The organism is Candidatus Sulfuricurvum sp. RIFRC-1 (genome assembly GCF_000310245.1).
GTDB lineage: Bacteria > Campylobacterota > Campylobacteria > Campylobacterales > Sulfurimonadaceae > Sulfuricurvum.
In genome coordinates this window covers 1,120,309-1,143,324 of sequence record NC_020505.1, presented here as the reverse complement: position 1 = coordinate 1,143,324, position 23,016 = coordinate 1,120,309, and the positions used below count along the sequence as shown (strand labels likewise).

Annotated in this window: 29 protein-coding genes; 20 read left to right on the top strand and 9 right to left on the bottom strand. The window is 41.5% G+C overall.

Annotated elements, in window-relative coordinates; translation table 11 throughout:
- Positions 1-84: 84 nt before the first annotated feature.
- The 5 genes from hemL to B649_RS05755 all read left to right on the top strand — a co-directional run bounded on the left by hemL (position 85) and on the right by B649_RS05755 (position 3,592).
- Positions 85-1,368, top strand: coding sequence for a glutamate-1-semialdehyde 2,1-aminomutase (hemL, locus tag B649_RS05775; RefSeq protein ID WP_015653574.1), 1,284 nt, complete (start codon positions 85-87; stop codon positions 1,366-1,368).
- Positions 1,368-1,670 carry an AtpZ/AtpI family protein gene (locus B649_RS05770; RefSeq protein WP_015653573.1) on the top strand — a complete coding sequence of 101 codons (303 nt, stop codon included), beginning with the start codon at positions 1,368-1,370 and terminating at the stop codon, positions 1,668-1,670. The genes hemL and B649_RS05770 overlap by 1 nt, the downstream gene beginning before the upstream one ends.
- The gene (locus B649_RS05765) at positions 1,657-2,169 is read left to right on the top strand and encodes a hypothetical protein (RefSeq protein WP_015653572.1); all 513 of its coding nucleotides are present in this window, start codon (positions 1,657-1,659) and stop codon (positions 2,167-2,169) included. Before B649_RS05770 ends, B649_RS05765 begins: the two co-directional genes overlap by 14 nt.
- A gap of 92 nt (positions 2,170-2,261) precedes the next feature.
- Positions 2,262-2,648, top strand: a complete 387-nt coding sequence (locus B649_RS05760; RefSeq protein WP_015653571.1) for a PA2779 family protein — start codon at positions 2,262-2,264, stop codon at positions 2,646-2,648.
- A 110-nt stretch (positions 2,649-2,758) separates the two neighbouring features.
- Positions 2,759-3,592, top strand: a complete 834-nt coding sequence (locus B649_RS05755; protein WP_291750957.1) for a PA2778 family cysteine peptidase — start codon at positions 2,759-2,761, stop codon at positions 3,590-3,592.
- Here the strand turns inward: B649_RS05755 and B649_RS05750 are convergent, their stop codons facing one another.
- The gene (locus B649_RS05750; protein WP_015653569.1) at positions 3,593-4,279 is read right to left on the bottom strand and encodes a hypothetical protein; all 687 of its coding nucleotides are present in this window, start codon (positions 4,277-4,279) and stop codon (positions 3,593-3,595) included.
- Positions 4,279-6,138 (bottom strand): RNA polymerase sigma factor RpoD, encoded by a 1,860-nt coding sequence (gene rpoD, locus B649_RS05745; RefSeq protein ID WP_015653568.1) that lies wholly within the window; start codon positions 6,136-6,138, stop codon positions 4,279-4,281. Before rpoD ends, B649_RS05750 begins: the two co-directional genes overlap by 1 nt.
- Positions 6,139-6,283: 145 nt before the next feature.
- Between rpoD and B649_RS05740 the strand changes: the two genes are divergently transcribed.
- The 13 genes from B649_RS05740 (at position 6,284) to B649_RS05685 (ending at position 15,823) form a co-directional block, all read left to right on the top strand.
- Positions 6,284-7,108: a flagellar hook-basal body protein gene (locus B649_RS05740; RefSeq protein ID WP_015653567.1), complete on the top strand. Its 825-nt coding sequence runs from the start codon at positions 6,284-6,286 to the stop codon at positions 7,106-7,108.
- A gap of 19 nt (positions 7,109-7,127) precedes the next feature.
- Positions 7,128-7,916, top strand: coding sequence for a flagellar basal-body rod protein FlgG (gene flgG, locus B649_RS05735; protein WP_015653566.1), 789 nt, complete (start codon positions 7,128-7,130; stop codon positions 7,914-7,916).
- A gap of 464 nt (positions 7,917-8,380) precedes the next feature.
- Positions 8,381-8,788, top strand: coding sequence for a hypothetical protein (locus B649_RS05730; RefSeq protein WP_291750956.1), 408 nt, complete (start codon positions 8,381-8,383; stop codon positions 8,786-8,788).
- Between the two features lie 187 nt (positions 8,789-8,975).
- Positions 8,976-9,743, top strand: coding sequence for a transposase (locus tag B649_RS05725; RefSeq protein ID WP_015653564.1), 768 nt, complete (start codon positions 8,976-8,978; stop codon positions 9,741-9,743).
- A 92-nt stretch (positions 9,744-9,835) separates the two neighbouring features.
- Entirely contained in the window at positions 9,836-10,339 is a 504-nt protein-coding gene (locus tag B649_RS05720; RefSeq protein ID WP_015653563.1) for a 3-isopropylmalate dehydratase small subunit, read from the top strand.
- Between the two features lie 3 nt (positions 10,340-10,342).
- A complete protein-coding gene (gene leuB, locus B649_RS05715; RefSeq protein ID WP_015653562.1) occupies positions 10,343-11,419 on the top strand; it encodes a 3-isopropylmalate dehydrogenase in 1,077 nt (358 codons plus the stop codon).
- On the top strand, positions 11,407-11,655 hold the full coding sequence (locus B649_RS05710; protein WP_015653561.1) for a tetratricopeptide repeat protein: 249 nt from the start codon (positions 11,407-11,409) through the stop codon (positions 11,653-11,655). The genes leuB and B649_RS05710 overlap by 13 nt, the downstream gene beginning before the upstream one ends.
- Positions 11,646-11,981: a hypothetical protein gene (locus tag B649_RS05705; RefSeq protein WP_015653560.1), complete on the top strand. Its 336-nt coding sequence runs from the start codon at positions 11,646-11,648 to the stop codon at positions 11,979-11,981. Before B649_RS05710 ends, B649_RS05705 begins: the two co-directional genes overlap by 10 nt.
- A gap of 30 nt (positions 11,982-12,011) precedes the next feature.
- On the top strand, positions 12,012-12,851 hold the full coding sequence (gene purU / locus B649_RS05700; protein WP_015653559.1) for a formyltetrahydrofolate deformylase: 840 nt from the start codon (positions 12,012-12,014) through the stop codon (positions 12,849-12,851).
- Positions 12,852-13,322 (top strand): tRNA (cytidine(34)-2'-O)-methyltransferase, encoded by a 471-nt coding sequence (locus B649_RS05695; protein ID WP_015653558.1) that lies wholly within the window; start codon positions 12,852-12,854, stop codon positions 13,320-13,322.
- A gap of 1 nt (position 13,323) precedes the next feature.
- On the top strand, positions 13,324-13,452 hold the full coding sequence (locus B649_RS12535) for a hypothetical protein (protein WP_291750955.1): 129 nt from the start codon (positions 13,324-13,326) through the stop codon (positions 13,450-13,452).
- A gap of 226 nt (positions 13,453-13,678) precedes the next feature.
- On the top strand, positions 13,679-14,338 hold the full coding sequence (locus B649_RS05690) for a LexA family transcriptional regulator (protein WP_015653557.1): 660 nt from the start codon (positions 13,679-13,681) through the stop codon (positions 14,336-14,338).
- Between the two features lie 12 nt (positions 14,339-14,350).
- Positions 14,351-15,823: an SH3 domain-containing C40 family peptidase gene (locus tag B649_RS05685; protein ID WP_291750954.1), complete on the top strand. Its 1,473-nt coding sequence runs from the start codon at positions 14,351-14,353 to the stop codon at positions 15,821-15,823.
- A 4-nt stretch (positions 15,824-15,827) separates the two neighbouring features.
- Here the strand turns inward: B649_RS05685 and B649_RS05680 are convergent, their stop codons facing one another.
- Both B649_RS05680 and B649_RS05675 read right to left on the bottom strand, forming a co-directional pair.
- Positions 15,828-16,133, bottom strand: a complete 306-nt coding sequence (locus tag B649_RS05680) for a hypothetical protein (RefSeq protein ID WP_015653555.1) — start codon at positions 16,131-16,133, stop codon at positions 15,828-15,830.
- A 70-nt stretch (positions 16,134-16,203) separates the two neighbouring features.
- Complete coding sequence (locus B649_RS05675; protein WP_015653554.1) at positions 16,204-17,400, bottom strand: tetrahydrodipicolinate N-succinyltransferase N-terminal domain-containing protein; 1,197 nt, start codon at positions 17,398-17,400, stop codon at positions 16,204-16,206.
- A 104-nt stretch (positions 17,401-17,504) separates the two neighbouring features.
- Here B649_RS05675 and B649_RS05670 point away from each other — a divergent pair, with 104 nt between their 5' ends.
- Positions 17,505-17,990: an ankyrin repeat domain-containing protein gene (locus B649_RS05670; RefSeq protein ID WP_015653553.1), complete on the top strand. Its 486-nt coding sequence runs from the start codon at positions 17,505-17,507 to the stop codon at positions 17,988-17,990.
- A complete protein-coding gene (gene htpX, locus B649_RS05665) occupies positions 17,977-18,870 on the top strand; it encodes a zinc metalloprotease HtpX (protein WP_015653552.1) in 894 nt (297 codons plus the stop codon). The genes B649_RS05670 and htpX overlap by 14 nt, the downstream gene beginning before the upstream one ends.
- Positions 18,871-18,874: 4 nt before the next feature.
- Here the strand turns inward: htpX and B649_RS12530 are convergent, their stop codons facing one another.
- The 5 genes from B649_RS12530 to aspS are packed head-to-tail and all read right to left on the bottom strand — an operon-like array spanning position 18,875 to position 22,866.
- On the bottom strand, positions 18,875-19,015 hold the full coding sequence (locus B649_RS12530; protein WP_015653551.1) for a hypothetical protein: 141 nt from the start codon (positions 19,013-19,015) through the stop codon (positions 18,875-18,877).
- Positions 19,016-19,068: 53 nt separating this feature from the next.
- Positions 19,069-19,824 (bottom strand): molybdopterin-binding protein, encoded by a 756-nt coding sequence (locus B649_RS05660; protein ID WP_015653550.1) that lies wholly within the window; start codon positions 19,822-19,824, stop codon positions 19,069-19,071.
- A gap of 48 nt (positions 19,825-19,872) precedes the next feature.
- The gene (gene adk, locus B649_RS05655; protein ID WP_015653549.1) at positions 19,873-20,520 is read right to left on the bottom strand and encodes an adenylate kinase; all 648 of its coding nucleotides are present in this window, start codon (positions 20,518-20,520) and stop codon (positions 19,873-19,875) included.
- 15 nt (positions 20,521-20,535) lie between these two features.
- The gene (locus B649_RS05650; RefSeq protein WP_015653548.1) at positions 20,536-21,108 is read right to left on the bottom strand and encodes an adenylate kinase; all 573 of its coding nucleotides are present in this window, start codon (positions 21,106-21,108) and stop codon (positions 20,536-20,538) included.
- Between the two features lie 3 nt (positions 21,109-21,111).
- Positions 21,112-22,866 carry an aspartate--tRNA ligase gene (gene aspS / locus B649_RS05645; RefSeq protein WP_015653547.1) on the bottom strand — a complete coding sequence of 585 codons (1,755 nt, stop codon included), beginning with the start codon at positions 22,864-22,866 and terminating at the stop codon, positions 21,112-21,114.
- Positions 22,867-23,016: the final 150 nt, after the last annotated feature.

Genomic DNA, 23,016 nt, shown 5'->3' with positions numbered 1-23,016 from the left:
TTTTTCGTTATTTTACCGCATAGTGAGCTGTTTGAACAACCCAATTCGCTATAATCACGAAAAGATTATTGATTAGGATATGAAATGAGCATCAAGCACTCTATAACCGCATTTGAAAAAGCCCAAGAACTTATTCCGGGCGGAGTTAATTCTCCGGTACGCGCCTTTAAAAGTGTCGGCGGAATTCCCCGTTTTATAGCGCGCGGAGAGGGCGGTTATTTGGTTGATATCGACGACAATCGCTATGTCGACTACGTGCAAAGCTGGGGACCGTTGATTTTCGGTCATCGTGATGAAACGATCGAACATGCCGTTATCGAAGCCGTCAAACACGGTCTCAGTTTCGGTGCGCCGACCGAGGCGGAGTCCGAACTTGCGGAGCTGATTATCTCTATCTATGACTCTATCGAGAAAATCCGTTTCGTCAGCAGCGGAACCGAAGCAGTTATGAGTGCGATCCGTCTTGCTCGCGGTTTTACCGGGCGTGATGACATCGTCAAATTCACGGGATGCTACCACGGGCACAGTGATGCGCTTCTCGTTCAAGCGGGTTCCGGTGCCGTGACATTCGGAACACCGAGCTCACCGGGAGTACCTGCGGACTTTACGAAGCATACATTGCTAGCGGAATACAACAACATCGAGAGTGTTAGAGCATGTTTCAAAGATAGCCCTGGAATCGCCTGTGTTATTATTGAACCTATCGCTGGAAATATGGGGCTCGTTCCTGCAACCAAAGATTTTCTTGCCGAGCTTCGTGCAGTGTGTGACGAATACGGTACATTACTCATTTTTGATGAAGTGATGAGCGGTTTCCGCGCCTGTTTACACGGTGCAGAGAGCATCACAGGAACCAAACCTGATCTCGTAACGCTCGGAAAAGTAATCGGCGGCGGTATGCCGGTCGGTGCGTTTGGTGGTCGTCGCGAGATTATGGCACACCTCTCACCTGAAGGCGGTGTTTATCAGGCAGGTACCCTCAGTGGTAACCCCGTTGCGATGGCGGCGGGTCTAGCTTCAATCCGTAAACTTAAAACCAACGCACGCATATTCGGGGTTTTAGAAGAACGGGCTAAACGTTTAATGAATGGCTTTGCGGAAGCGGCTAAAAAATACCAAATAGGGTTGCAAACCGATGTCCGTGGTTCAATGTTCGGATTTTTCTTTTGTGATGAATCGGTAGCAAATTTTGCCGAAGCACTCAAGAGTGATACGGCTCGCTTTGCACGTTTCCACGCGGCAATGCTCGATGAGGGATTTTATTTTGCCTGTTCTCAGTTTGAGACCGGATTTATCTCAACCGCTACGACCGATGAAATGATCGAAGAGACCATCGCTGCGGCGAACAAAATTTTCGGAGAACTGTAATGGAAAATGAAGAGCAAAAACCTCGTTTAAAACCGATTATCGAGGGGGCTGAAACTTTATCTCTAGGTATTTCGATGGTAGTCGCCATTTTGATCGGTGTGGCTATCGGATTAGGCCTTAAAAAACTCACCGGAATCACATGGCTGTTATGGGTCGGTGTCGCTATCGGTATCGCCGCCGCTTTTTTAAATGTGTTTAAAGCCTACAGCAAGCAATACAAAGAGTTTGAAAAGCTCGCAAAAGATCCTCGCTACAACATGGGAAAATCACAAAAAGATGACGATGACGATGACGAAGATTAAAAAGCCTTTTCTCATTCTCGCTATTGCTTTTTTAGGCTCATTATTGCTATTGATGGATTCTGTTGCGCTCTATGCCAACTTTAGTGTTGCGATGTTTACCTCTATGGCAATTGTTATGGGTTCACTCTATTCCTACCGTAATATGATTCAAAACCGCATCGGCGATGCAGATGTGGAAGATACAAAAGATGCTATTGATATGATGGATGACCCGTATGACTTGTACGAAGAAGAACGTGAGTCAGAGATCACCGATATCAAACAGATGATTAAAGAGGAAAAAGCGCGTCAGAAAAGCAACATTGTCCAGAATACGACCAAAAACGCCACGGCATTGGTATCAATCTATCGCTTGATTCCTTATGCATTTTTAGTATTAGGATTTATCGCATTAGAAAACAATCATTCATTGGAAATATTGCCTTATTTGGTAGGGCTTGCAGCGGGAATCCCGATAGGATATCTGCTCGCTAAAAAACTGTTTATTTCAGAATTATAAGAATATTAAATATATTAACTATGCGTTTACACAAAGAGAGCTACAATATTCAAGTAATATAATAGTAAATAAAAGTGAGAAAAGGGGTTAAGATGTATATCTCAAAGATGATTATTTCATTGATGTTGAGCATAACACTATTTGCTCAAGTTTCATGGGGGCAAATAGCTTCGACAGAGTTACTTTTAGGTTCACCTGTAACGGTATCTTCACACGATAAAGTTTCTCAATTTGTTGCACGCGAGGATGTTGCCAAAGCATTTGAAGAGATGGGAGTCGATCCTAAAATGATCGAACTGAAAGTGGCATCATTGAGCGATGATGAAATCAACACAATCGCATCGAAGATTGATACGTTGCCTGCCGGCGGTGACGGCGGAAGCATTATCGGTGCGCTTGTATTTATCTTTATTGTTTTGTTAATTACTGATATCCTTGGGCTTACAAAAGTGTTTAATTTTACCCGTTCAGTACGTTAAACGTGGCAATACGAGGTTTTCTTTTCTTTTTATACTGGGCTACAGCTTTACTTATGCTAGGCGGTTGTGCCTTCAAAGATCCTCTCCCAGAGGGGAGAGTCTATCCTTCGATGTCTATGAACGTTCCTTTTATCGCCCCACGTGCAGATCTATGCGGTTCAACATCCATTCAAATGATTTCATTGTATTGGCAGTCAATCGGTGAATATACCCCTAAATTATCGATACAGGAACTGGATCATCGTACGCTGATTCCGCTCAAAGGGGGAACGTTGCAAGCGGAACTGATGAGCACTGCGCGTGCGAACGGACTCATAGCCTATCCTTTAGAACCGAATTTTGACGCACTCTTTAGTGAGCTAGCCGCTCATCATCCGGTTATTGTATTAATCAACCGGAGTTATTCATGGTATCCCCTGTGGCACTATATTCCTGTGAACGGATACGATGAGACGAATCGGAAACTTTTAACCCATTTTTCAGATCAGCCAAATGAGCCGCTAGCGGTTGAAACTTTTGCGAAGATGTGGAAACGCAGTGATAATTGGGGAGTTGTCCTTCTTCCGCCTGGAGTGATACCGGCATCTGCTTCATCCAAAAAATTCTTGCGTTCCGTGTATGAACTGGAGAAAATCGGTATGGTCGTGGAAGCGATCCAAAGCTATCAAAGTGCACTTATACGTTGGCCTGAAGATTCGGATATCCATTTTATCTTAGCCAACAGTTATTACCGTCTAGATCGTCTTAGCGAGGCGGAGGAGAGCTATCGCCGTTTTCTGTTGAGTAATCCATCCCATCCTCTTGCTCTGAATAATTTGGCAATACTCTTATCAAAAACAGGGAGAGAAAAAGAAGGATTGATGTTGTTGGACACTGCAGTAAGTAAAGATCCTGAAATTCAAAAAATGCTCCTCAATACCCGTGAAGAACTGTTAAAAAAGTAATTACTTCACGATCATCGGAACGTTGATCGTTATTTTATTCTCTTTTTGATCGATAAACAGATTATTCTCTTCCGCTAAATGGGATATCTCCGGTAGATATTTGCGAATAATCGATTCGGCAGATATTTCGATGGAGAAGAGTGAATATTTTTCTCCCTCAAATTTGATATGTTCACCGACTCGGAAAAACAATCGTGTTAGAATCTTTTCATTTCCGGACATAGAGACGTAAATTTTATTAAGCAATTTGATAAACATCTCGGTTTGAAGGCGAATCTCAGGGATTGTGGGATCGAGCTCTTTGGTATATTTGGTTTGACTTCCGATTGAATTGGAACTAATACATAAATCGATCAGAGTATAAACATTAATCAACTGACCGTTAGGCTTTTGGGCCGTAAATTGGAATGAGGGGAGTTGATAGAGTCGGATACCGATTTGCTCTTCATCTTCATATCCAACCGTAATCCCGAAAAATTTAAATCGTCCGAATTCAAGTTCCAGAAAAGTCGTTTTAAATCCGAAAGAAGAGCTGGCATATGTCGTTGCTATTTTATAGATAGCAGATGCTTCAATCGCACCGAGGAGATACTGCGCCTCGGTATTCAAAGAAACAATTTTCCCGCCGGAGTTAAAAAGGATAAATGGATTAAAGTCGTACTCAATCCATTGCTGATCGAATGTCATCAGTCCTCGATATAATTTTTAAGTTTACGACCCACTTTAGGGTGTTTGAGTTTCTTGATCGCACTGCTCTCAATCTGACGGACACGCTCACGAGTAACGTTAAGCTCTTTACCGATCTCTTCGAGAGTACGGTCACTTTCATCATCCATGATTCCAAAACGCATTTTGATAACCGCTTTTTCACGCTCATTGAGCTGTTCCAAAACGCTTTCGATTTGTACTTTCAAATCGTCTTTCAAAATAGCGTCACTTGGAGAGAGTGACATCTTGTCTTCGATGAAATCACCAAAACGTCCGTCCTCTTCATTCCCGATAGGAGCTTCGAGTGAAATCGGCTCTTTGGTAATTTTGATAACGTTTTTAACTTTTTCAACCGACAAGCCCACTTCTTCCGCGATGGTTTCGACATCCGGCTCTTTTCCGTGTTCTTGGAGGTGTTTACGCATAATCTTATTGATACGGTTGATCGTTTCAATCATATGAATCGGAATACGGATGGTACGTGCCTGATCGGCGATAGCACGGCTGATCGCCTGACGGATCCACCACGTCGCGTAGGTTGAGAACTTATACCCTTTTTGGTATTCGAATTTATCCACCGCTTTCATCAATCCGATGTTTCCTTCTTGAATCAAATCAAGGAAAGGAAGACCTCGGTTGGTATAACGTTTAGCAATCGAAACAACCAGACGGAGGTTCGATTTTGCCATACGCGTTTTGGAAACTTCGGAGATATTTTTACCCCGTTTGATCTGTTCCAAAATATCGGCTAACTTTTCAGGCTCCATATTGAAGCCCCCTTTGGAAGCCTCTTTGGTTTGGATCAGTTTTTTGATTTCCATATAGGTGCTGACCATAGTTGCTTCAGGAACTTTGGTAGCAATCTCTTCTTTGGTCAAATCGCAAATTTTATTCAAAATCAATACATGATTTTTTTTGAGCTGATCGTTGAAAAGGGGAAGTTTGTACTCAAGACGTTTGAGCTCACGATCAAACCCTTCATCACTGCGCAATGCTGTTTCCATCGATCTTACCAATTCATTGATAAGCTTAGAGGTTGGCCCAAGATCCAACAATGCTTCTTTGAGCATTTTTTTCTTGAAGCTGACGTTGAGGAAGAATAAAACATACTCAGCGTCCATCTCATCAATCGAACACTCATCTAACATTTTTTCGGTTGCTTTAACCCAATCTTTTTTCGCTTTTTCAAGTGCTTTAAAACTGGTAACAACTTTTTCAACCCGTTTTTTATCTTTTACCGACGGGGCTTTTTCCGTTGTTTCTTCTTCATCGATTTCATCATCGCTGTCATCATTTTCTTCTTCGTTCTCTTCTTCAAAGCTTTTAAAGAGTTCTTTGACACGACGTTCGCGGTTGATGAGTGGATCTTTGTAATCGAGGATGAAATCGATAAGGTAAGGGACCGAACAGATTGCATCGATAATAATCCCTTCCCCCATCTCCATACGCTTAGAGATCTCAACCTCTTCTTCTTTGGTTAGAAGGGGAATTTGACCCATTTCACGTAAGTACATACGAACCGGGGAATCGGAACGTGACCACTCGAGAAGTTCATGCTGTTTAAGAATGTCAAATTCATCACCGCTGGCTTCTTCAATGTATTTGAGTTGAGCGGCACGTTTGGCAGCTGCTTCTTGCTGATTGAGCATTTTCGCGTGTTCTGAAGAGGTAAAAAGACATATCTTGTGTTTTTGAGCCAGCTTTAGGATAGTTTTTGCTTGGGCAAGGGTAGGTTGTTTGTCAAAAGGATCGACAATTGTTTCATACGTGAGACAATTTTTAGATTTATGTTCTGCAAATAGAGTTTCGAGGTGTTTATTTAGATCTTTGACGCTCATTCTAGGAGGGCTCCCTTACGTTTAAAAAGATGTGGATTATACCGAAATTTTTCTTAAAGTCTATGTTTGCTCGTAAAATGTATTCCATAAAATATATTGGAACACTTGTTGCTATCTGAGTCTCAATACTCCACAAGGATGATAAATGCAGACCGGATATTATGCGGCAACAGGGGGGATGGTAGCACAGTTTAATCGTATGGATACGATTGCTTCCAACCTGGCTAATGCCAATACAACGGGATACAAACGAGATCAACTGATTACGGGTGATTTTGCACGTTTATTTAAAACGGCGCAAAGTGAGCTTCCGATTTCCAATCAAACGGAAGAAGCGGCCCAATATTTCAACCGTTCTCTCTCTCGTGTTCCTCAGATTACTGATGCTTATACCGACCATTCATTAGGATCAATGCAGCGAACCGATAATACCTTTGATTTGGCTCTTGCGAAAGAAGGACAATTTTTTGCGGTCAAAACACCGCAAGGGGTTCGTCTTACGAGAGATGGCTCATTTACTATTAATGATGAGGGAAATCTGGTCAATAAACAAGGACATGAAGTTCTACCGGCTGATTATTTTAAAACCAAAACAACGATTAAATTGACTCAGCAAGACAGCATTGTTACGATCGATAAAAATGGACAAATTTCTACTAATGTTCCTGATTCAATGCAAATGGTAGCCAACAAAAAATTGCTTGTCGTTGAACCTCAAAATCTAAGAGCGATCAAAAAAGAGGGCGAGAATCTCTATATTCCAGAATCAACTGATCCACTGACACCCTTAACCGAAAGCGGAAGTGTAATGCAGGGATTTGTTGAAAAAAGCAATGTTAATGCAGTCAATGAAATGATCGCATTGGTTGAAGCCAATCGTCTTGTCGGTATGTATCAAAAAGCGATGGATTCACAAATGAATGATCTTAACCGTGATGCGATTGAAAAAATCGCTTCAACACGACGATAAACTTAAGGAGATATGACTCATGATGCAATCACTTTACACCAGTTCTACCGGAATGATGGCAATGCAAACCCAAATCGATACCACGGCGAATAATATTGCCAACGTTAATACGATGGGATATAAAAAGTCACGTGCTGAATTCGCCGATTTGATGTACAAAGTTATGACCTATGCGGGAACATCTACCAGCGATACAACCAAATCTCCTACCGGGATCGAAGTGGGGCTTGGGGTACGACCAACCGCTATCAATAAAATCTTTACCGAGGGGAGTCTCAAACAAACGGACAATACCCTCGATACTGCCATTACCGGCAAAGGTTTTTTTAAACTCGAACTCCCAAACGGAACCGAAGTCTATACCCGCAACGGTTCATTTAAAGTCGATGAAAACGGTACGCTCGTAAACTCGGACGGATACAAACTCGTCCCTGAAGTGGTGGTTCCCGAAGATTCTATCGATATCAGTATCGGAACGGACGGTATTGTCAGTGTTACCCAATCAGGACAAGCGCAAGCAACTCAAGTTGGACAAATTTCATTGACCAACTTTATCAATCCGGCCGGTTTGCATGCGATGGGAGATAATCTTTTTGTGGAAACGGACAGTTCAGGTCAACCGGTTGAAGGTACTCCGGGCGTAGACGGCTTAGGAAATATTCGACAAGGATTTGTGGAACTTTCAAACGTTCAGCTCGTCGTTGAATTGACCGATCTTATCACCGGACAGCGTGCCTACGATGCAAATTCCAAAGTTATTACCACCAGTGATGAAATGCTCGCAACAACCAACGGATTGAAACGTTAATAACGCCATTCCCAATTAGATCGGGCATTCTGCCCCCTTCGGGTAAATCCATCTTCTTTTTTACTAGATACTCATTTGCTTTGCCTTACGTACAATCTTTTTTAACATATTTTATTATTTTATTTAGTATAATCCATGGTATGAATAGAGTTTCTATTGCTTTTTTTTATTTTTTTAGTCATTCCCGATCTAGTCGGGAATCCAACTTTTTTTTTAATTTTAAATCATGCATTAAAATAAAAATAAAGAATGAATACCTGACCCCTAATTTGCAGGAGAAATACGTTCTTACCTCTGCTCCGGGATAAAAAGGTATTGATATACGAACACTTCATGGGAGATGCACGGTTCAGCAGTGGAATCGAATCACAGATTAATACTACAGCCTTCACCATGAAAACAGGGGGTATAAATGTATTTGTGGTGGCTAATAATCAAAGCTTAAACAATACTAGGAGAGTGGCGTGATGGAAAGTAAAATCTCAAGACGATTGGGAATTAGTATTGGAATAGTAGCTCTTATTGTTTGGCTATTGGTAGGGCAAAAATATTTTGGATTGCCAAATACAGAGACATTAGAACATGCATCCAATGGTATTTTAACATTTGAAGATATACAAAGATGGGCAGTTTTTTTAATTATGATGGGTGGAGTGATTAGTTTTTATTATGTTCCTACGAAAAATAGTTCTGATTCAATAAAAGCAGAAATAGAAGCCTTATATGAAAAAAATGAGTCTCAGTTGAATGAAAGAGAGAAGAAAGAACTATCCTTTTATAAGTTCTATGATTCCATGAATCGATTAGGGCATTTGATACTGAAAATAGGTCTAATATTGTTGCTGATTGGAACGATATTTCGAACTGTATGACTAATCAAAAAAGGAAAAATGATTACATGATTCAAATTAGCTACAAAAATAATAGATCAAAGAATAGCTGATGATAGATTTAACATTTGAAAGTGTGATAAGTTACATAGTAGAATAGGGGTCAGGTATTCAATCTTCACTTTTTAGGTTATACTAATAGAGCAATTAAAAAATAAAAAGGTAAATCATGGCACGGCGTCCACGGCTCGATATGGCAGGTTATCATCATGTAGTCAATCGCGGAGTTGCACGTTCAAATATTTTTACATCCTCTGCGGACAAAGATAAATTTCTACAGATACTCTGCAAAGCGTGCAAGCTGTACGATGTTATCGTCCATGATTATTGCCTTATGGATAACCATTACCACCTGCTTCTCGAAACCAAACAAGAAAATCTCTCACTGATGATGCGACAGCTCAATAGTTATTATGCTATCTACTTCAATAAAAAAGAGAATCGTGTCGGTCATCTGTGGCAAGGGCGGTTCCGATCATGGTATGTACTGAATGAAGACTACTTATATCTCCTATTCCGCTACATAGAAAGCAATCCCATAAAAGCCAATCTCTCCAATAAAATAGGCGAATATCCTTATACGCTCTCAGCGGCACTTTTTGGAAACAGTGAGATAGTTTCCTGTGCTAAAGGATCGATTTTGATACATGATTTTTCTCCCCAAACACTCATAGAGTTTTTAGAAACAGAGTTGAGTGAAGAAGAATCGAATGCACTGAATGAGGAGCAAAAGCGCAAAATTAGTGTTGAAAATGAAGATATTAAAATAGCACGTTCAAAAACTCTATATGAACATTTTAACGATGTTACATCGAAACAAGAACGTAATAATGCAATTATAAGCGCATTTAAAGATGGACATACTCAAGGCAGTATTGCAAAGCATTTAAATCTCTCTACAGGGTTAATTTGTGGGATCATTAAAAGTGAAGATTGAATACCTGACCCTATATATTAATGGAGTTTAAAACTCTTTCAACTCTTCTTGGCTATAATCCCCTCAATTTTACGTAACATAGGATTTTTTTGATGCAAAAGATTGAAGGGAAAGTTTGGAATTTCGGTAAAGATATCGATACCGACCTCATTATTGCCGCACGTTATCTGAATACTTCAGACCCAAAAGAACTCGCAAAACATGTCATGGAAGATGCTGACCCAACATTTGTGAGCAAAATGATCCCCGGTGACATTATCGTTGCCGATGAGAATTTCGGATGCGGTTCTTCACGCGAACATGCACCGATCGCCCTCAAAGCAGCCGGTGTAGCTGCGGTTATCGCTCCAACTTTTGCCCGTATTTTTTATCGCAACGCGTTCAATATGGGACTCCCGATTTTTGAACTTACAGAAAGTTTAGAAATCAAAGAGGGTGAATCGGTCAGTATCGATATGGATGCAGGAACAATCACCAATACAACCAATGGAAAAGTATACAACTTTATCCCGATTCCGCCATTTATGCAAGAATTACTAAGTGCCGGCGGATTAATGAATTACGCAAATGCCGAAATAGCAGCTCAGGAGAAATAATTGATGAAAAGTTACAACATTGCACTGATCAAAGGGGATGGAATCGGTCCTGAAATCGTTGATGAAGCGGTAAAAGTTCTGGACGCGGTTGCTGCATGTGAAAACCTGGAGTTCAACTACCAAGAAGCTCTTATGGGCGGATGCGCTTACGACGTTACGGGTGATCCGTTGCCTCAAGAGACGATTGATATCTCTTTAGCAAGCGACGCGGTACTTTTCGGCGCTATCGGTGGAACCAAATGGGATACCCTCCCGAGAGAAAAACGTCCTGAGAGCGGTTTGCTCCGTTTCCGTAAAGAGTTGGGTGTATTTGCCAACCTCCGTCCGGCCAATGTCTATGATGAACTCGTTAATGCCAGCTCGCTCAAACCTGAAATCGTTAAAGGTGTTGATTTGATGGTTGTCCGCGAACTGATCGGCGGCATCTATTTCGGTGAGCCAAAAGGGCGTGATGAAAACCGTGGATGGAATACGATGGTTTATACCCGCGATGAAGTCATCCGCATCGCTCACGTGGCCTTTAAAATCGCGATGGAACGTTCTAAAAAAGTGTGTTCGGTTGATAAGGCAAATGTACTTGACGTAAGCCAGTTGTGGCGTGAAGTGGTCGAAGAAGTAGCGAAAGAATACCCTGAGGTAGAACTCAGCCACATGTATGTCGATAATGCGGCGATGCAGTTGATTCGAGATCCGAAACAATTCGACGTAATTTTGACCGGAAATATCTTCGGAGATATTCTAAGTGACGAGGCTAGTATGCTCTCAGGTTCGATCGGGCTTCTCCCATCGGCGTCTGTCGGTGCAGCTATCGGGGTGTATGAGCCGATTCACGGTTCGGCTCCCGATATCGCAGGGCAGGGGATTGCAAACCCTATCGCAACCATCGCGAGTGCTTCAATGATGCTCCGTTTCGCCCTTAACGAGCACAAAGCGGCAGATCGTATCGATTACGGTATCAAACAAGCACTTACTGAAGGCTACCGTACCAAAGATATTGCGGGATTCGATGCTAAAGAGATATGTTCAACCAGCGAAATGGGTTCCATCATCGCAAATTTTGCAGCCAAATGCAAACTCTAACCCTCGCTAATATTTACGAACTTCAAGGGCTCAAAGAAGATGCTCTTGAAATTTACAAAGAGATTTTAAAAAAAGACCCCTCAAATGCGGATGCAAAAATTGCAATTCGCCGTCTCTCCGGGATGCGTAAAAAGTTTTTAGGGGTCAACAATGAAATGAAAGCTTTTTTTGTCCAAATGGACGAAGAGGCTGAATTTATTCAGTTTGAAAGGTGGTTGTTACGCGCATGGAACTAAAAGATGTTATTTTGTCCACATTGGCAGAGATTGAAGAGTTAGCTGCATCTCCTGAATCCGCTGAAAAAATTGAGCCTCTCAAAGAGGAAAACCCATTTCATCATGATGAACCTCTACAAAAGGATCATTTGAACGTTGAGAGCATTCATACCGTACGTGATGACGAAGCAAGAATGCTAGAGGGGATTCGAGAACGCCTCCTCGTTCTTTTTGAAGGATTTCAATCTCCTAATAATGTCCAAATTGAAGCGAAAGTGGATTTGACACTCAATTTTCTTGAATATCTTTTAGCAACGATCGATCATCGTTTGGATACGATCAAATAATTTAAAATGCTCCACACTAGAGGTTAAAGAATGAACGAACACTATCGGGTATTGATCCATTGTAACGATGAAAAAGGGCTCGTCTATAAAGTATCGAGTATCTTTTTTCACCGTAATCTCAATATTATTTCCAATAATGAATTTGTCGATAAAGCCCACAATAAATTTTTTATGCGCAGCGTTGTTGCCGGTGAAATTGCACCGGATGTACTTCGTTCTGAACTAAAAGCTATTTTACCTGTAAACGCCCATTTGGAAGTTATCGCTCCGCGTAAAAAAAGGGTGGTCTTGATGGCGACCAAAGAGTCTCATGCATTGGGCGATATTTTAATTCGCTACGAAGCAGGTGAACTCGATTGTCACATTGTGGGAGTTGTCTCAAATTATGATTTACTGGAGCCGTTGGTTTCAAAATTTGATATCCCTTTTTATACCGTCTCACATGAAGGATGCGACCGTGATGAACATGAAAAACGTGTTCTCGCACAGCTCTCAGAACTCGGTGAGATCGATTATATGGTACTGGCAAAATACATGCGTATTTTGACTCCCCGTTTCGTTAGAGCTTATGAAGATAAAATCATCAACATCCACCACTCGTTTCTCCCTGCATTTATTGGAGCGAATCCGTATAAACAAGCGTATGAGCGTGGAGTCAAAATTATCGGCGCAACAGCCCATTTCGTAAACAATCATCTCGATGAGGGACCGATCATCGCACAAGACGTTATCCACGTCAATCACGCCTACGGATGGGAAGAGATGCAGCGCTTGGGCCGTGACGTTGAGAAAATCGTCCTCTCCAAAGCACTTAAATTAGCATTGGAGGATCGTATTTTTGTTCATGCCAATAAAACGATCATTTTCTAAATGTTTAATATCGTTTTAGTCACTCCGCAAATCCCGAATAATACAGGGGCAATAGGAAGATTGTGTGTTAATACCGGGTCATCGTTACACCTAATCAAACCAATCGGTTTTGATATCGATGAAAAAGCGGTACGTCGTGCAGGTTTGGATTATTGGCATAAAATCGATTTGCATGTCTGGGAGAATATCGATGATTTCATGAATGCTCACCCTAATACTGAGCGTTTTTTCTTTGCGACTACTAAAACAGACCGTCCCTATTTTGAACTAGATTTCAAAGAGGGTGATTATCTTTTATTCGGCAGTGAAACATCTGGGATTCCAAGGGATATCCTGGAATCATTTCCGAATCAAACAATGACTATACCGATGACCAAAGAAGGGCGAAGTCTAAATCTCGCTATCAGCAGCGGAATAATCCTCTATGAAGCGATCAAACAAAATTTTAATTCTTACCGAAAGATGATGTAACATGTGGTTTCAAATTCTCGATACTTTCGTCATTGTTTTATTTATTATTTTTCTCGTCTTTATCTTTAGAGGATATCATCTTTCCCGTCTGGATAAAATGGAGAAAGAGGATCAAGAAAAAAATCTTTAGACTAAAAAATTTTCTCTGCCCACATTCCCATCTTCATTTCAAATTTATCCATCCATCCGTTTGCTTTGCGAATAACCTTTGCCATTGTCAACTCCTTGAGTGATATTAGGCAAATTGTAGATTGATTTAAAAATATCGATATAAAATATGTCATTTTGTCATATAATTGCTTTTTTTATGGCATAATACCTACAATATACTATCAATACTTCAAAAGGATTTCAATATGAAAACATTCAGTGATATCGTTGAGGCAATCAAAGATATTGTCTCTTCCGAATTCCCCGATAAAAAAGTGTTTGATAAAGATGTGGCTGAATTATTGGATATTTCACAAATGAATTTTGCCACCATGAAAAAACGCAACAAAGTTCCCTTTAGTGAATTACTCGATTTTTGCGCTAAACGCTCTATCGCTATCAATTGGTTGCTCTATAACCAATCTCCTGAGAGTTTGATAGAACCGACTAACCGTGTATATATGGTGCGCTATTTCTCTTCGGTCAACGCCTCTGCGGGTGGAGGGGCGGAAAACGACGAACTCGAGTATGAGCCTTTAATGTTGGAAGAAAATTTTGTTTTTTCTCTCGGAGGAGAGAAAGAGCTGCGTCATATCGAAGCTATCAATGTTTCCGGTGATTCCATGGAGCCCTCTTTTAGCTATAACGATATAGTTTTTGTCAACCGTTCTAAAACGGATCTAAGCCGAGGGGGAATTTTTACCATTCGAACTGAACACGGGCTCTTTATTAAGCGTTTGCAAGTGCGGATTGATGGTAAACTTGATATTATTTCAGATAACAAAGACTATCCAACCTATGTTGCACATAAAAATGAAGTCGAAATTATCGGCCGAGTTGTAGGACGTTTTGGCGGAGTCGAATAATATTGGAAATGTATGATGAAAACAACCGTATGGATAAGTGGGCTTTTATTGGTATTGGGGGGGTGTAGCACCCATATAACTACCCCTATACCTGCACCAATAAAGTCTCCTAATGCTACTAAAACACTTGATACAAATCAAAGTGCTTTGAGTGATCCATTTTGTTGCATGCTTCCCCAAGACCTTGAACTAAAGCTCCCTGAATACGGTCCAAAAGTAAACGATTTGGAACGATTTGAGCAATCGATGGCCCCGTATGTCGAAAAAAACGGTGTTGATCGTGAAAATTTATTTGAAGTTCAAAATAGCTTTGAAATGCGTTACTTTTCACCGTGGGGGTACATTGCTGCAGCTCAAAAAGTAGAAGAGGTCACATGGCCTCTTCGAGCTTTCAGAGGAGGGTATGGAAGTAATCTCAAACCAGTCCCCCCTTTATGGTTTGAAGAGATGAAACAGCAAAGTAACTTTGAAGCCTACGGAACGATCAATAAAAAAGCGATTACTCTAAAATGGATGGATATTCGAGCATTTCCGACGGATAAACCACTGTATAAAAATCCCGCACTGCCGGGGGAGGGGTATCCATTCGATCTCTTGCAAAATAGCAGTGTCAATTATAATGAACCTATTTTTATCTCACATACCTCAAAAGACGGGGCATGGAGCTATATTTTTACCAATAACGTGTCAGGATGGGTCAAATCAGACGGTATTACTCTGATCAATGATGAAACAGCGCTTATGATTCAAAAATCCGAAAAAGCTTTTTTGATTGAAGATAATATAGCGTTATTGGACAATACGAACCGATTTATTGCCTATTCACGCGTGGGTATGGTTTTACCTTTGGAACGTGTCGAGGGTGACAACTATTATGTCAAAGCGATTGATACAAACAGTTCAACCAAAATCCTGTCTCTGCCAAAACACTCAGCCCATATCGGTGTAAGCCGACTCAACAAAAGTGACTTAATTACCATTGGAACACAACTGCTGAAAAATACCTACGGTTGGGGCGGAATGTATGGAGAACGTGATTGTTCTTCTATGATACGTGACATGATGACCCCATTTGGAATTTGGCTCCCGCGTAACTCTTCTGCGCAAGCACGGAAAGGTGACATCATCTCATTTACAGGGCTGAGCGATGATGAAAAGCTTTTCCTAATAAAAGAAAAAGGCATCCCGTTCGAAACCATTATTTATCTCAAAGGGCATGTATTGCTTTACGTTGGCACCTATCAAGATAGTGTAATGGTGATGCATAATGTTTGGGGAGTACGTACCCTCGATAAGCAAGGCAATCGTGGACGTCATATTATCGGTAAAGCGGTAATCAGTACATTAGAACTGGGAGCGGATTTAGAAGATTTCGATCCGGCTATGAAATTACTTTCACGCGTGGAGAGTATGAATATATTTACTCAACCTCCGACTACCCTTACTCGTAATACTAAAAATATTCCCAAAAAGAAATCTCTTTAAAAAATTATCCTCGAATATCTAAAAGCGAGCCCAGCATCTCATCTTGGGTTCGAATTGCTTGAACGTTTGAAGCAGCAATTTTTTCGATCGAAATCTGATCCGTTAACTCTTTTGAGAGATTGGTCTGTGATTTTTCACTTCCGTTCGACGTAGCCAATGTTGTATTGGCTTTAGTTGATCCGTTTTGTGTTTCACTGACAGTCGTATTGCGTGGAACATACCCATCGGTATTAACATTTGCCACATTTTGGGCATTGTTATTCATATAAGTTTGATTCGACATCAAAGAAGAGATGTTTGAGCTCATCATCTAAAGCTCCTTATTATCAGATAAGAAAAGTATATTCCCCGCTCGCTTAAGAGTTAGCAGGGTAATTCGATTAGTGTAAATCGGCATTGAGCTTCACTTCACGTGTAGAGCGGCGGATAAGCAATTGACCTGTTGTTGAATCTTGTCGGTAATGGATACCGTTCAATCCGACCAAATCTTTACCTTTGAAACTGGTTCCGCTCAATGCGGTTGCAGGATTTGCTTCTTGGATTTTAGCCAACTCTTCGGCACTCACCGCAAATTTTGTTCCCGCCAATACGGCGATCCCCGCATCGACGATACATCCATCCCCTAGAGCGATACCCGTTACCGAATTAGCCCCTAACAGGGTATTTTTACCGATTGTGACGGGGATTCCGTCGGTTCCGCTCAAAACGCCGAGGATTGAGGCCCCGCCGCCGACGTCTGAACCATCACCCACAACGGCAGAACTGGAAATACGCCCCTCTACCATGCTCACACCGGTAGTTCCCGCATTAAAGTTGACATAGCTGGCACCCGGCATGATCGTCGTACCGGCATGGAGTTGCGCACCGAAACGGACTTTTGAATCGTCCAATACTCGAGTATTGTTAGCCGGGATAATGTGTTGGAGATAACGCGGGAATTTATCGACGAAATCAATTTTTGGATATTCGTTGGCAAATTTAAGTTCAATCTCATTTTCACGCAACCATTCGAGTTCGATCGGTTGCCCGTCCGACCATGCGACATTATGCAATGCGCCAAATGCACCGTTAAGATTAAGAGAGCGAAGCGGTGCTTTAGATGTTGATAATGCGTAAAGTTTGAGATACGTACCTTCAACACTGACACAAGCGACATCATCAAACAATAGTACAAGACGGAACTCACCCTCGCGCATACCGCGTTCTTTGATTTGGTTATAGAGGGCTGAGATCACTTGGATATTTTTGTGTGCATCCCCGTACGCTTCATCTGAATAGGGGGTAAATGCGTTTAAACACCCCTCTAAAAATTTGAGGGTTACGGGGACAATTACTTCATTCGCAGTAAAATCAATCTCGAAACCTTGCTCTTGAGCACTTTTGATAAAGATCGCCGCACTGCCGAAGTTTTCGTTCCAGTTGATATGAGGGAACGAGGCTTGGAGGATTTTATCGCTGTTAAGCTGACCGAAATCAACACGGCAAATACCGAATGCGAGGGGATTTTTGAATCCTGTAGTGTTTTGAATCTCTTGAACACATGCTTTAAACGCTGATTCGGTTTCTAGAATTTCCATATTTGCTCTCTTGTTATAAAATTAATGTGGAATTTTACCATAAGAGCCTAGACTTCAGTTGAATCTTGCATGTTATACTGTCGCATATTATTGATGGAATGATTATGGAACAATGGATTGAATTATTAAAAGCGAATGATTATCTTGGGGTTAAAAAACATCTCAAAAGCGGCGGCAACCCCAATGAGGTGGAAGAGAACGGTGAATCGGTGATTTGTTTTGCTATGCGCTATCACTGTGATAGCGAAATAATCGATTTATTAATCGATAACGGTGCCGATATTCATCATGTAGATGAGGAAGGGGTTAGCGTATTTGATGTAGCTGTCACGTATAACAATCTGCCCCTCATTGAAAAACTAATTGTGGATGGTTTTGATGTCAATCAACCGACACGCAGAAGCGGATTTACTCCGCTCATGGGAGCCGTTTGTTACGGACGTGTTGATGTAATCAAAAAATTATTGGAATTAAATGTCGATATACACTCTCGCGATGCTTATGGATTAAGTGCTCTCGATTTTGCACGCAAAATGCATAAAAAATCAATTTTGGCTCTTTTAGAAGGAGGTAACGATGGAACAGATTAAAACGTTTTTATTATTAGGTTCTTTAAGTGTACTTCTCGTACTTATCGGCGGATACTTTGGGGGAACCGGCGGTATGGCAATTGCCCTCCTGATCGCTGGAGGAATGAACTTTTACGCCTATTATTTTTCCGACGCGATGATATTGAAACATTACAATGCACAAGAGGTTGACCCCCGAGAAGCACCAATGCTTTACCGTGTTGTCGAACGTCTTGTCGAACGTGCAAATTTACCAATGCCAAAAGTCTATATTATCCATGATCATATCCCCAATGCATTTGCCACCGGTCGTAATCCTGAACATGCTGCCGTAGCAATTACGACAGGACTGTTAGAGTTGCTTTCTGAGGATGAAATAGAGGGGGTTATGGCACATGAGCTATCCCATGTTGAGCATCGGGATATTTTGGTTGCAACCATCGCGGCTACTATCGCCGGAGCCATAGCCTTTGCTGCGAATATCATGCAGTTTGGTGCGATGTTCGGTAACCGAAATAATCGAGGCGGTAATCCGATTTTGATGATTGCCATGGCTATTTTACTCCCCATCGCTGCGAGCATAATTCAAATGACAATCAGCAGATCACGTGAGTTTATGGCGGATGAAGGTGCGGCACGTTTGACCGGACATCCCGAATGGCTTCAAAATGCTCTGATAAAACTTTCGAACTATAACGGAAGAGGAGAAGTGCACGGAGCAACTCCGGAAAATGCCCATATGTTTATCATAAGTCCCTTTGATGGCAAAAAAATTTCATTTGCGAATCTCTTCCGTACCCACCCTACGACGGAACAACGGTTGGAACGTTTAGAGGCATTAAAAGAGGAACTTAATTCGTCTACAGAACAAAACAAACTCTATGACAGACATTATGTTTAGCGAGTCATTCAGACTCGATTTTGAGTGTAAAATGCGGTTTGTGCGGTAACTCTTTTTTCGGGCTTTTGAGAAAAACATATCGATAGAATACATACACAACCGCACTGATACTTAGTGCAACGAGTAAATAATTTACTGTACTCATCCAATCTCCTCATAACTAGTATTATAAGTAAATCGACAAAATATTTAAAATCTTTATTTTTTGTTATTTAGAATGATTTCAAAAGGAATTAATTTTTCCTCTAAAGCATCGATAAATAGCTGAAAATTTTGAATACCCAACTCATAATTAAGCGATGCAACAGAAATTTCAACTATTGGATTTCCTCCGTTCATCATCGGCAAAGATGAAAAGTCAACAGATTTATCCATTCTATTCATTACATCAATCAGAGTATTTTCAGAAGTTTGGGCGATGAGAGTATGACGATAATGCAACGGCGCATTGGGATAAAAATATTCCAATGCTTCCTCAACCATCGGATGGGACATTTCAGGAAATCCCGGCATAAAGAAAAAGCGATCTTCAAGATAAAATCCAGACATATTATTGATTGTATTATGGAGAAGTTCAGATTTTTTAGGGAGTTCAGCCATGTGGACTCGGTGAGGATAGGCTGCTTCTGCGAAACGTTCAATAATATCCTGCGTAAACTGTTCATGCGGAATCAATTCACCGTCACTGAAGACGTTGGAGGCAATCTGACGCGTTAAATCATCGGGAGTTGAACCGATACCACCGAAACTGAACATCACAGCATCGGGATCATTTTTAATCATAGAAAAAGTATTATGGATCAGCACGGGGTCATCTTTTATAATGGAAGATGAGAATAGGGTAAATCCACGTCGGAGCAGTGCATCACGCAAGTACAAAAAATGTTTATCTTCACGACGACCGTTAAGGATTTCAGAACCGATGATTACAGCATAAAAATGGGGATTTTTCATAAGAAGATTATAACATGAGATTCCCCGTAAGAGGGGAAAGGGGGGAAATTATTTTAATTGTGACAATATTTCTTTTTCGACAACGTCGATTTTTTGCGTTCCGTCGATGGTGATGTATTTTACCGATGTATCAGAAGCGGCAAAGCCTTGGTAGTAGTCGACAAGCGGTGCCGTTTGTTCATGATAAACACGGAGACGATCGAGAACGACTTCCGCTTTATCATCAGCACGTTGAACTAAATCTTCTCCCGTCTCATCGTCTTTTCCTTCCACCTTCGGCGGATTGAAAACGACATGGTAAGTACGACCTGATGCGAGGTGAGCACGACGTCCTGACATACGCTCAACGATAACGCTATCGGCAACATCGATCTCAATCACGGCATCAATAGCAACACCCGCTTCTTTGAGGGCATCGGCTTGAGGAACGGTACGTGGAAAACCATCAAGAAGAAAACCGTTTTTGCAATCATCTTCTAAAATACGCTCTTTAACCAAACCGATAATGATCTCATCGGTAACAAGTTTCCCCGAATCCATAAACGATTTTGCCAATGTTCCAAGCTCAGTTCCCGCTTTAATCGCGGCGCGGAGCATATCACCTGTAGAGATTTGCGGAATATCGAATGCTTTGGTCAAAAACTGAGCTTGTGTCCCTTTTCCTGCACCCGGTGCACCTAATAAAATTATTTTCATATTAATTCCTATTAATTAGATTTTTGATTCGATAAAGAGTTCCATCTCATCGACAATGGCGTCAATTGAACGTTCACCGTCAATTTTTTTGAGAAGGTTTTTTGATTCATAAAAGCTTTGAATATCCGCTAAGGGATCAGTATACACTTTCATACGGTTGTTAAAGACTTTTTCATTGTCATCCGCACCGCGAGCACGTCCTAAAACACGATCACGCGCTACCTCTTCACTGACAACGACTTCGATAACGCTAATGAGCTCAATAGAGCTATCATTTTGCAAAAATTTGTCCAATTCATCCATTTGCTCAAAAGAACGAGGATACCCATCGAATAAGATAACGTCGGACGGAGCTACTTTTATGGCACTCGTAATAGTCTCAATCGCGATCTCGATGGGAACTATCAACCCTTTACTGATAAAGCTGTCAATCCGTTTTCCACGTTCAGAGCCACTGGCTACTTCGGCACGGAGCAAATCTCCGGTAGAGTAGTGAACAATATCATCACTGTTACGTTCGGCTATGATCTGTGCATCGGTCGTTTTCCCTGAACCCGGCGCACCGATGATCAAAAAAAGTTTTTTCATCAATTACTTAACACTTTCACGTAAACGTATATGGAGTTCACGAAGCTGTGTCAACTCAACCGGACTCGGCGCTTGGGTCATGATACATGATGCCCTTTGGGTTTTCGGGAACGCGATAACATCACGGATGCTATCTTTTTTAGAGAGTAACATCATGAAACGATCAAAACCAATAGCGAAACCACCGTGTGGCGGTGCTCCGAATTTGAGAGCATCGAGGAGGAACCCGAATTTCTCTTGAGCTTCTTCCTCACCGATACCGAGGAGACTGAAAATTTGCTCTTGCAATGCTTGTTTATGAATACGAATCGATCCGCCGCCGAGTTCCGTACCGTTAAGAACGATGTCATAAGCGATTGATTCGATATCTTCGAGATGCTCGTGATTCAAATCACGCGGCATAGTAAACGGGTGATGAAGTGCTTTTACGCGACCCTCTTCGATTTCGAACATTGGGAAATCGACAACCCATACAAATTCGAAACGGTCTTTGTCGATCAGGTTCATTTTTTCGTGCTCTGCGATGAAGATACGGAAACGGCCCATATAATCCCATACGGTTTTCTTGTCACCCGCACCAAAGAAGACGACGTCGCCCACTTCCATACCGGTACGATCAACAAGGAGTTGCAAATCTTCAGGGCTAAAGAATTTCTCCAACGGCCCTTTGAGACCGTCCTCTTTCATTTGGAAGTATCCGAGCCCTTTGGCACCGAATTTACGTACATAGTCTTCGAAACTTTTCATTTCACGTTTCGAGAATACCAAATCAGCACCCGGAACACGGAGCGCTTTGATACGGTTCATTTTCGGATTAGCAGCGATAGATGTAAATATTTCATTATCACAACGTGCAAAAATATCAATCACATCAACCATTTTAAGATCGTAGCGAAGATCCGGTTTATCGGAGCCATACCATTCCATCGCATCAGAGTACTTGATACGATTAAACGGCGTCACCACTGTATGACCGGCACTCGCGAACATACCGGTAATCAGCTCTTCGGCAACACGAATAACATCTTCTTGGTTGCAGAAGCTCATTTCTACGTCGATTTGGGTAAATTCCGGTTGACGATCTGCACGCAAATCTTCGTCACGGAAACATTTTGCTATTTGAAAATAGCGATCAAATCCGCCCACCATCAAAAGCTGTTTAAAGAGTTGAGGAGATTGGGGGAGGGCGTAGAACTCACCTTCATGGACACGACTTGGTACGAGATAGTCACGTGCGCCCTCAGGGGTTGATTTGGTGAGAATAGGGGTCTCTACTTCCAGAAAACCTAAGCTGTCTAGCACATTGCGAGCTGCAATAGCTGCTTTAGAACGGAGCTTAAATGTGTTAAACATTAATGGATTGCGTAAATCAAGATAACGGTATTTGAGACGTGTCTCTTCACCGACATTGTTGTCTCCGATAACAAACGGAACCGGCTCAGAGCGGTTTTCAATCACTAGTTCATCCACAACCACTTCAATTGCACCCGTTTTTAAACGCGGATTTGTCAAACCTTCACCACGCAAACGGATACGTCCATGAGCGATAAGGACGAATTCATCACGAACTTCGCTCGCCAATTTATGCGCATGAGCATTGTCAGCCGGATCGCATACGAGTTGAATAAGACCGCTTTTATCGCGCAAGTCGATAAATACAATACCACCATGGTCACGGTAGCTGTTCGCCCAACCGCATAAAACGACTTTATCGCCTACGTTTGCTTCACTTAAATCGGTACAAAAATGACTTCTCAAATCAAAGTCCTTAGATTATAATTTTCGCAATTATAGCGGCTGGAAACTTTTGGTTTGATAATAGTGATGTAATCAACTTACGTACTTATCTATCTATAGTAAGTGTAATTAATATATTGATTAACATAATATATATTATATTGAAAAAAT

Bases quoted from the DNA above. Each gene is read 5' to 3' on its own strand.
- hemL (WP_015653574.1), top strand. From the start codon at position 85: ATGAGCATCAAGCACTCTATAACCGCATTTGAAAAAGCCCAAGAACTT.
- B649_RS05770 (WP_015653573.1), top strand. From the start codon at position 1,368: ATGGAAAATGAAGAGCAAAAACCTCGTTTAAAACCGATTATCGAGGGG.
- B649_RS05765 (WP_015653572.1), top strand. From the start codon at position 1,657: ATGACGAAGATTAAAAAGCCTTTTCTCATTCTCGCTATTGCTTTTTTA.
- B649_RS05760 (WP_015653571.1), top strand. From the start codon at position 2,262: ATGTATATCTCAAAGATGATTATTTCATTGATGTTGAGCATAACACTA.
- B649_RS05755 (WP_291750957.1), top strand. From the start codon at position 2,759: ATGTCTATGAACGTTCCTTTTATCGCCCCACGTGCAGATCTATGCGGT.
- B649_RS05750 (WP_015653569.1), bottom strand. From the start codon at position 4,279: ATGACATTCGATCAGCAATGGATTGAGTACGACTTTAATCCATTTATC.
- rpoD (WP_015653568.1), bottom strand. From the start codon at position 6,138: ATGAGCGTCAAAGATCTAAATAAACACCTCGAAACTCTATTTGCAGAA.
- B649_RS05740 (WP_015653567.1), top strand. From the start codon at position 6,284: ATGCAGACCGGATATTATGCGGCAACAGGGGGGATGGTAGCACAGTTT.
- flgG (WP_015653566.1), top strand. From the start codon at position 7,128: ATGATGCAATCACTTTACACCAGTTCTACCGGAATGATGGCAATGCAA.
- B649_RS05725 (WP_015653564.1), top strand. From the start codon at position 8,976: ATGGCACGGCGTCCACGGCTCGATATGGCAGGTTATCATCATGTAGTC.
- B649_RS05720 (WP_015653563.1), top strand. From the start codon at position 9,836: ATGCAAAAGATTGAAGGGAAAGTTTGGAATTTCGGTAAAGATATCGAT.
- leuB (WP_015653562.1), top strand. From the start codon at position 10,343: ATGAAAAGTTACAACATTGCACTGATCAAAGGGGATGGAATCGGTCCT.
- B649_RS05710 (WP_015653561.1), top strand. From the start codon at position 11,407: ATGCAAACTCTAACCCTCGCTAATATTTACGAACTTCAAGGGCTCAAA.
- B649_RS05705 (WP_015653560.1), top strand. From the start codon at position 11,646: ATGGAACTAAAAGATGTTATTTTGTCCACATTGGCAGAGATTGAAGAG.
- purU (WP_015653559.1), top strand. From the start codon at position 12,012: ATGAACGAACACTATCGGGTATTGATCCATTGTAACGATGAAAAAGGG.
- B649_RS05695 (WP_015653558.1), top strand. From the start codon at position 12,852: ATGTTTAATATCGTTTTAGTCACTCCGCAAATCCCGAATAATACAGGG.
- B649_RS12535 (WP_291750955.1), top strand. From the start codon at position 13,324: ATGTGGTTTCAAATTCTCGATACTTTCGTCATTGTTTTATTTATTATT.
- B649_RS05690 (WP_015653557.1), top strand. From the start codon at position 13,679: ATGAAAACATTCAGTGATATCGTTGAGGCAATCAAAGATATTGTCTCT.
- B649_RS05685 (WP_291750954.1), top strand. From the start codon at position 14,351: ATGATGAAAACAACCGTATGGATAAGTGGGCTTTTATTGGTATTGGGG.
- B649_RS05680 (WP_015653555.1), bottom strand. From the start codon at position 16,133: ATGATGAGCTCAAACATCTCTTCTTTGATGTCGAATCAAACTTATATG.
- B649_RS05675 (WP_015653554.1), bottom strand. From the start codon at position 17,400: ATGGAAATTCTAGAAACCGAATCAGCGTTTAAAGCATGTGTTCAAGAG.
- B649_RS05670 (WP_015653553.1), top strand. From the start codon at position 17,505: ATGGAACAATGGATTGAATTATTAAAAGCGAATGATTATCTTGGGGTT.
- htpX (WP_015653552.1), top strand. From the start codon at position 17,977: ATGGAACAGATTAAAACGTTTTTATTATTAGGTTCTTTAAGTGTACTT.
- B649_RS12530 (WP_015653551.1), bottom strand. From the start codon at position 19,015: ATGAGTACAGTAAATTATTTACTCGTTGCACTAAGTATCAGTGCGGTT.
- B649_RS05660 (WP_015653550.1), bottom strand. From the start codon at position 19,824: ATGAAAAATCCCCATTTTTATGCTGTAATCATCGGTTCTGAAATCCTT.
- adk (WP_015653549.1), bottom strand. From the start codon at position 20,520: ATGAAAATAATTTTATTAGGTGCACCGGGTGCAGGAAAAGGGACACAA.
- B649_RS05650 (WP_015653548.1), bottom strand. From the start codon at position 21,108: ATGAAAAAACTTTTTTTGATCATCGGTGCGCCGGGTTCAGGGAAAACG.